The sequence below is a fragment of the Microbacterium umsixpiens genome, assembly GCF_053543675.1.
Map to the genome: position 1 here is coordinate 25,916 of NZ_JBLVOH010000150.1, position 6,041 is coordinate 31,956.

At 61.8% G+C, this 6,041-nt stretch carries 8 protein-coding genes and 1 tRNA gene; 5 read left to right on the forward strand and 4 right to left on the reverse strand.

The window, feature by feature from the left end:
* Nucleotides 1-10 precede the first annotated feature (10 nt).
* Nucleotides 11-163: a hypothetical protein gene (locus ACNPM4_RS14805; protein WP_448986149.1), complete on the reverse strand. Its 153-nt coding sequence runs from the start codon at nucleotides 161-163 to the stop codon at nucleotides 11-13.
* Nucleotides 164-379: 216 nt separating this feature from the next.
* On the opposite strand from ACNPM4_RS14805, the gene ACNPM4_RS14810 reads away from it, so the two are divergent.
* Together ACNPM4_RS14810 and ACNPM4_RS14815 are read left to right on the forward strand one after the other, a co-directional pair.
* On the forward strand, nucleotides 380-868 hold the full coding sequence (locus tag ACNPM4_RS14810; protein WP_448986151.1) for a DUF6998 domain-containing protein: 489 nt from the start codon (nucleotides 380-382) through the stop codon (nucleotides 866-868).
* Nucleotides 868-1,950, forward strand: a complete 1,083-nt coding sequence (locus ACNPM4_RS14815; RefSeq protein ID WP_448986153.1) for an SIR2 family protein — start codon at nucleotides 868-870, stop codon at nucleotides 1,948-1,950. The genes ACNPM4_RS14810 and ACNPM4_RS14815 overlap by 1 nt, the downstream gene beginning before the upstream one ends.
* 129 nt (nucleotides 1,951-2,079) lie before the next feature.
* On the opposite strand, the gene ACNPM4_RS14820 is transcribed toward ACNPM4_RS14815, so the two are convergent.
* From ACNPM4_RS14820 to ACNPM4_RS14830, 3 genes are read right to left on the reverse strand one after another with little or no spacing between them, the layout of a single operon-like run.
* Nucleotides 2,080-2,535 carry a hypothetical protein gene (locus ACNPM4_RS14820; RefSeq protein WP_448986154.1) on the reverse strand — a complete coding sequence of 152 codons (456 nt, stop codon included), beginning with the start codon at nucleotides 2,533-2,535 and terminating at the stop codon, nucleotides 2,080-2,082.
* Nucleotides 2,532-3,092, reverse strand: coding sequence for a hypothetical protein (locus ACNPM4_RS14825; protein WP_448986155.1), 561 nt, complete (start codon nucleotides 3,090-3,092; stop codon nucleotides 2,532-2,534). The genes ACNPM4_RS14820 and ACNPM4_RS14825 overlap by 4 nt, the downstream gene beginning before the upstream one ends.
* A 58-nt stretch (nucleotides 3,093-3,150) precedes the next feature.
* Nucleotides 3,151-3,759, reverse strand: coding sequence for a recombinase family protein (locus ACNPM4_RS14830; RefSeq protein WP_448986156.1), 609 nt, complete (start codon nucleotides 3,757-3,759; stop codon nucleotides 3,151-3,153).
* Nucleotides 3,760-3,903: 144 nt separating this feature from the next.
* On the opposite strand from ACNPM4_RS14830, the gene ACNPM4_RS14835 reads away from it, so the two are divergent.
* The 3 genes from ACNPM4_RS14835 to ACNPM4_RS14845 all read left to right on the forward strand — a co-directional run bounded on the left by ACNPM4_RS14835 (nucleotide 3,904) and on the right by ACNPM4_RS14845 (nucleotide 5,978).
* Entirely contained in the window at nucleotides 3,904-4,500 is a 597-nt protein-coding gene (locus ACNPM4_RS14835) for a hypothetical protein (protein ID WP_448986157.1), read from the forward strand.
* A 92-nt stretch (nucleotides 4,501-4,592) separates the two neighbouring features.
* Complete coding sequence (locus ACNPM4_RS14840) at nucleotides 4,593-5,435, forward strand: hypothetical protein (protein ID WP_448986159.1); 843 nt, start codon at nucleotides 4,593-4,595, stop codon at nucleotides 5,433-5,435.
* Nucleotides 5,436-5,908: 473 nt separating this feature from the next.
* A tRNA-OTHER gene (locus tag ACNPM4_RS14845) sits at nucleotides 5,909-5,978 on the forward strand.
* Nucleotides 5,979-6,041: the final 63 nt, after the last annotated feature.

The following is a 6,041-nucleotide window of genomic DNA, read 5'->3' on the forward strand; positions in this document are numbered from 1 at the left end:
GCTACCTATCTCACATCGGGTCGTCGTAGGCGGTGGGGTGGACGTTGGAGTTGGCAGGGGTGAAGTTGTCGGAAGTCGTGAGCGAACGCACCTTCCAGTCGAGTCGTTCCGCTACGTTATCCAGATCGTCCTCGAAGAGATCGGCGTACACGTCGAGGGTCACGCTCGCTTTCTCGTGACCGAGGGCGCGCTGGAGCGCTTTCACGTTCGCACTCAGCTTGGAGGTGAGGGGGCCGATGGGGCTTCTCTCACCATCACCTCTCGGTAGTGCGACGCCTACGCGGCGGCGAGGTGCGCGAAGTTCTAGCACGAGCCATTGGTGCCGCGACGCCTGCGGCACCACGAGTAGCCGTCCCGGCGACCCCAGTAACGTGAGATTGTGACCAATCTCGACCTCGAACGCCTCCCGCTCTCTGAGCTATTCGACCTGCACGCGCGTATCAAGCGTGAGTTCGGACGGCGCGGCATCTCGCGCACTTCTGGTGCGATCCAGGGGGAGGTCGGAGAGGGTCTCGCTTTTGCTGTCTACGGCGGCACGCTCCCGCCTCCTGGCACCAGAGGGTACGACCTGACCGACGCGCAGGGTCGTCTTGTCCAGGTGAAGACCCGCACGCTGCCGGAGGGCGTCACGCGCATGTTTCAGTTCGACTCGTTGGACTTCGATCTCGCGGTCTGCATTCGCTTCGATCGCGACAACAATGCGCTCGACTGGGCGCGTGAGTACGACGTGGACGAGCTTCGATCGCTCGTGAGTCCACACGCGGACGGTCCTCGACTTCCGACGGGTCGAGCGAAGGCGAACGGACGTGACGTGACCTCCACGTTCCGTGCAGCCTACGACGCGTTGCGCGGGATCGAGACCGTGTGATGCACGAGTGGATCGCAGCCGCCGAGGGCAAGACCTTGGTGCTCCTTGGTGCAGGTGCATCTGCGCCGTCCCTGCCCGTGTCCGCTGGGCTCACCGAACTAGTGATCGCCAGTGTCACGGAGCAACTGAAAGACCATCCCGGATACCTCGGACGAGCGTGGCTGCTCGTCGTCGAACGGCTCCAGGGCACCACGAACATCGAGGAGTTTTATTCCTCGCTCGCGGATGTGCAGTACCAGGATCAGGACACGACTCGCTTCTGGGTCAACGAGTGGGTCGAACTTCCAGAGGTTCTTGAAAACGACGTGGACGGCGGCGACCCGCATCATTCCTTCGGATTCTTGGCGAGGATGGTCGAGAGCACCGTGATGTCGATTCTCGCGGAGGGTGCCGAGCACGCTGACACGTCGTACCTGCGTCCGCTTGTGACCGCGCGCCTTCGGGGCATCGTCTCGCTCAACTATGACCTGATGATCGAGAAGGCTGCGCGTGAGGCTGGGCGCGAGTACACGACCGGGGCGACCGAATGGGACGGCGGCGTGCAGTGGTTCGCCGACGACCTCGGCGACGACGTGCTCCAGCTCCTCAAGATGCACGGAAGTCTGAACTGGCGAGAGACCCGACCGGCAGTAGGAGGACCGCTCCCGATCGTGGGTTACGAGGAGGTCGGTGGGAACGGTCTCGGCGCAGGCACACTCGTAGCACGACTCGACTCACCAGCCATCTTCGGGCTCTCCGGCAAGCTCAATCCAATCGATCCCTACCCGGCTCTGCGCCGCGAGTTCTATCGGATGCGAGACGACGCGGGGCTTCTGGTGGTCATCGGCTTCTCGTTCTGGGACGCTCACATCACGATCCCGATCCGTCGCTGGCTCGCACTCGACGATCGTCGCAAGGTCATCGTCGTTGACCCCTACTTCGACACTGCGAAGACTCCGATCAAGGAATTCGTGAGTGTGCTTTGCTCAGAGTGCACGATCGACGGTCAGCCGACGATGGCGGTTGACCTCGGCATCGACCGAATGCGCGTGCTGCGGCTCACCGCCGCTGAGGGAATCGCGGCGCTGTTCGACGAAGACTAGACCTTGGTGATCGTTCCGCCGGTGCCGTCGTAGAGATCGAAGTTTCGCTCTGTCGTGGGGGAGGGACATCCAGCCCCAGCGACGCGGAACTCAATGCCTCAGACACTCACATTGTGAACCCGGACTGCTCTATTTCGTTCGACGAGGCTTTCGATATCCCGTTCGGAGCACGTTCTTCGCCTCAGTTGAGGTGGTCAGCGACACGATGTCCGTGACGATGGCTTCGCCTTCAAGAGCATGTTCGATCCGGAGCACTTCCCTCGGCTGCGAGCGGTTCACTATCATCAGCACCCAGTTTGAGGTGCCACGGCTTCGTTTCTTCGGTTGGAGCAGGTCGAAGATCGTCTTGCTCTCCCGCTCCGGCGATGCCGATTCGCTGAGGCGAGAGATGAGTAGCTTCGCTTCCTCCTCGGTCGTGTTGCTTCGTACCCAGGCAAGGAGCACCTTGGGAGCCGTTTTTGGGATGCCCACTCGCTCAACGCGCTGCCGCGAGTACTTGCCAATGGGGCGCGGAGGTGCGGGGCTCTTGTAACCGTCATCGTCGGGTTGCGGCGGAGCTGGCTTGTCTCCCGGCGGTCGGCTCATGCGAACACCCACACGAGGATGATCCAAATGACGACGGTGCCGGTACCGGTGAGGAGTAGGCGCTTGTAGCGGGTTCGTACAATTGCGAGCTTCTTTTCGTTCTGCTCGATCATGTCTGGAAGGGTTCGTTGCACGAGCCAAAGCTGGGCTGCTTCGAGCGTCGGGCGGGGATCATCCCCGACCATCCAATCGAGGATCGTGTTTGGCTCGATGACCGTCGCGAACGTGTCCTTCGGAACGACAATGCGGATGACATACCAAGCGAGGACGAGGAACGCAGCGGTTCCGATCCCAGCGACGACGAAGAACCAGAAGTTGCGGGTTGCGTCCTTCAATCCTGCTCCAGCAAGGAAGGCTGACGCCGCCGCAACGAACGCGACGAAGGTGAGGGCTCGGGTGCGGATACCCCAGAGTTCGTCTCGCTGCTGCTTGACGTAGTCGAGTCCTGCTTCGATCGTGGTTTTCATCCACGTCGCGCGATCCTGCGCTGACCAACCGGAGGTCTCGGGCTTCTGCGCGCAGAACCACGAACCTACTCGTGCGCGGATTCTCCTCATGGTCGAAGTTTAGCTAGACAGTGCGCTGTATCCGCGAGTGCTGTGCAGAGCGGGGCGGTCACAGCAACTCCACGACCTTCGCGATAGTCGTCTTTCCCACGCCGAGCAGTCGCGCGATCTCGCGCAGCGGCTTTCCGTCTGCGCGTAGTGTCCGTGCGTGCGCCTTCTGCTCGTCGGTGAGCGCTTCTCGTCGCCCGAGCTTCGTTCCCCGCGATCGTGCCGCTTCGAGTCCGTCCCGCGTGCTTTCGCGCAAAATGGCTACCTCAAGCTCAGCGACCGCGGCCATCACGGTGAGGATCAGGCGGGCGGTACCACCGCCCTCCGTCGAGATGCCGTCGTTGAGTGATCGCAAAGCAACTCCGCGCTCGTCAAGCCCTTCGACGATCTCCAGAGCCGCCCGCGCGTTGCGCGCGAGACGGTCGAGGCGATAGATCACGAGCACGTCGCCTTCGCGAAGATGCTTCCACAGGTCAGCGAACTCTGGGCGGCTCAGTGGAGCCTTCGTCCCGCTGACGCCGTGGTCGACCCAGACTCGCCCACACCCGGCACGCTGGAGCGTATCGGTCTGGAGGTCGTGATTCTGCTCGGTCGTCGAGACTCGCGCGTATCCGAGACCAAGGTGTCCTCCAAAGGTGTCCGGGGCTTGGCATTGACGGACGGGCTTCACGGACGGCAACTCGGGCGGAATCTCGCGGGTCGTGCTTTCGTCCGTCAACCGGTCGTTTCCCGGACATCATGGTCGGCGCGGCTACGGTTGAGGGGAGATGCAAGGAGCGCGTTGATGGAGCCAGGTTCAGTCGCAGAATGGGTGATGGTCGCCGTCACGCTTGTCGCAGTCATCGTTGCTGGCATTGCTCTGAGATTCAGTCACAAGTCGAACCAGATCGCGCAGGCGGTCTACGCCGATGACGTTCGAGCGCGGAATGAGGCCCAAGCTCGACTCGTCTACGCTTCGACGCGCGGAGCGTCCATCTATCGCAAGGGTGAGAACATCCCACATCACGACGGTGAGCACTCGATGACCCAGGTGGGTGGCAACGTTCTGGGCTGCAGCTCCGGAAGCCCCGGCGGCTTTCACGCGATCGAAGACATGCAGATCATCGACCTTGAGATTTTCAACGGCAGCACCGAGGTGATCGGCGCGTTTCAGGCGCAGTTGTATGACCTCCAGAAGCAAGAGATCGTGCCGGGTTCGATCGGGGCGGACTACGTGCGCCCAGGCGAGAAGACTCCGCTCATCCGAATTGCCCTACCTGGCATGAGCGCTCACTATGTGTCCGAGATATCGTTCCGGGACTCGGCCGGCTTATCCTGGTCGCGTCGAGGGTACGAGCCTGTGCAGCCTCTCGACGAAGGGCGTCGTGCGCTGTTCGACAGCTTGGATCGCCTGCGTGGGGGACGGGCGTAGACCCTCGTTCAAGTGCGATTGTGTCAACGTCGACCATCCCCGTCGTCGCGAAGTATCCACGATCGAATCGGAGCCCGCGATACCTTGGCGATGTGAGTGACATCGACCTCTTCATGCCGGAGCCACGCGAACAGAGCGGGATCGAACGTGCCCTGTTCCAAGAGGCGTACCTCGCGCAGTCGTTGCTGTGTAGCGGAATGACGGCGGTTCGACGAGTTTCGTTCAACGACCCCGGACGGGCGTTCGAGGCCTTCTTCGGTCTGGCGAACGGAGTGGAGCGCATCGCGAAACTGATCCTGGTCTCTGACCACTTCGCACGCACGGCGGAGTTCCCGGACGCCGCACTGCTCAAGAACTATGGACACAACCTCCGACGGCTGTCTGAGCGCGTGGAAGAAGTCGCCCGCGAGAGACAGGTCATCATGGACGATGCGCCCTCGGAGAACGCTGGCTCCGCAGCGGTAATCGAGTTCTTGACGACGTTCGCCCTGACCGATCGCTACTACAACATCAACCGGCTCATGAGGGGCGACGGGGCGTTCACTGACGACCCGGTGTCGAGGTGGGTCGACCTCGTGAAGACGCACGCACCAGCGAAACGGCAGCGCAAGCCGAGCGCGAAGGAACTTGAACATCTCGCATTCGCACGTCACCTCGACGGCAGCGGGCTTCCGATCACTACCAGTTTCAATGCACTCGGTGGTCACCACCTCGGCAACTTGGAACGTGCGGTCGCGCAGACGTTCGAGGATGAGTGGGTAGGCGTCGAAGGCATGTTGCTCGTACTACGCCCTCTGCGGTTCTTCACGAAGACGGTCTGGCGGATGAACAACGCACGGCGGTTGTTGCCCTTCTACAGCGAGATTTTCACTGATTGGGCGGTTGCGGATTCGCGACTGCGGAGACGCAAGGGCTTCCCTCGGGGACGCAACTGAACAGTCGAGGGGTGTGCTCCCAACAGACCGAGTCACGCATCCGCCATCGGTTCAACAAATGTCGGACAGTCCACTCGCCATCTGCCCGCGCTGCGAGGCGATGGTCGAAGTGTACGAATCCCAGGCAGGTCTCTACCTCGGATGCCCAGAACCGGCCTGCCTGTGGATGAGCGAACAGATCAACCTCGCGCCGGGGGAGTCCGACCTCGAAACAGCTCTACGGGGGCAGACTGGTTGAAACCGAACGTCGCGCAGACCTCGTCGAGGTTCATCAGGTCGTCTATCGTGGTGTCCTTTCGTCGTGTCGTGCACATCATGGTCGGGACGTGAGTGGATCGACCCGGCACCTCGTTGAGCCATCCGGCATCAGCCGAGATCGGACACATTTTGGACACGTCTCTGCGGAATCGAGAGGAATCAAGCAGCCTCTTCGGCGCTCAGAAGCGCGGAATCACACGGAATCTTGCTTCATCGACCCCCCTCGGATCGGGCTACGAAAGCCCTCTCACAGCGGTAACGCGGGTTCGAATCCCGCTGGGGTCACACAACACGAGAAAGCCTCTGGTTCGCCGGGGGCTTTTCTCGCTTTCCGCACGAGCGAAGTGG

What these genes read in the sequence shown, in the direction of transcription:
- ACNPM4_RS14815 (WP_448986153.1), top strand. Translation starts at nt 868, where the DNA reads ATGCACGAGTGGATCGCAGCCGCCGAGGGCAAGACCTTGGTGCTCCTT.
- ACNPM4_RS14825 (WP_448986155.1), bottom strand. Translation starts at nt 3,092, where the DNA reads ATGAGGAGAATCCGCGCACGAGTAGGTTCGTGGTTCTGCGCGCAGAAG.
- ACNPM4_RS14835 (WP_448986157.1), top strand. Translation starts at nt 3,904, where the DNA reads ATGGTCGCCGTCACGCTTGTCGCAGTCATCGTTGCTGGCATTGCTCTG.
- ACNPM4_RS14820 (WP_448986154.1), bottom strand. Translation starts at nt 2,535, where the DNA reads ATGAGCCGACCGCCGGGAGACAAGCCAGCTCCGCCGCAACCCGACGAT.